Origin of the sequence: Capnocytophaga sp. oral taxon 332 str. F0381, from assembly GCF_000318275.2 — a bacterium.
GTDB lineage: Bacteria > Bacteroidota > Bacteroidia > Flavobacteriales > Flavobacteriaceae > Capnocytophaga > Capnocytophaga bilenii.
In genome coordinates this window covers 62,017-62,267 of record NZ_KB291330.1, presented here as the reverse complement: position 1 = coordinate 62,267, position 251 = coordinate 62,017, and the positions used below count along the sequence as shown (strand labels likewise).

Here is a 251-nt window from a genome sequence, read left to right as displayed (position 1 = left end):
ATATCACCTTCTATGGCTAGATTTTCAATAGGTACTAAAGTTTCATCGCTATAAGGGGTCTTGTCGAGCATAACCTCCCCTTTTAGCAAACGAAAAATTTCTTCACCAAAATTGATGTTTAACCAACCAGCTGATGGGGTATATTCTAATTCTATAATACTTGCTTTTTTTCTTATGGTTCTCATTGTAGTTTTATTTAAAATTGCAATCCCCCCCTGCTGGCGCGAGCTTGTAGCTCGTGCCTTATCAAT

The 251-nt window shown here is 37.5% G+C and carries 1 protein-coding gene; it reads right to left on the bottom strand.

The genetic code is table 11. The features are described from left to right. The coding region (locus tag HMPREF9075_RS13560; RefSeq protein ID WP_198144781.1) for a hypothetical protein at positions 1-185 on the bottom strand (185 nt) is incomplete at its 3' end. Positions 186-251 lie beyond the last annotated feature (66 nt).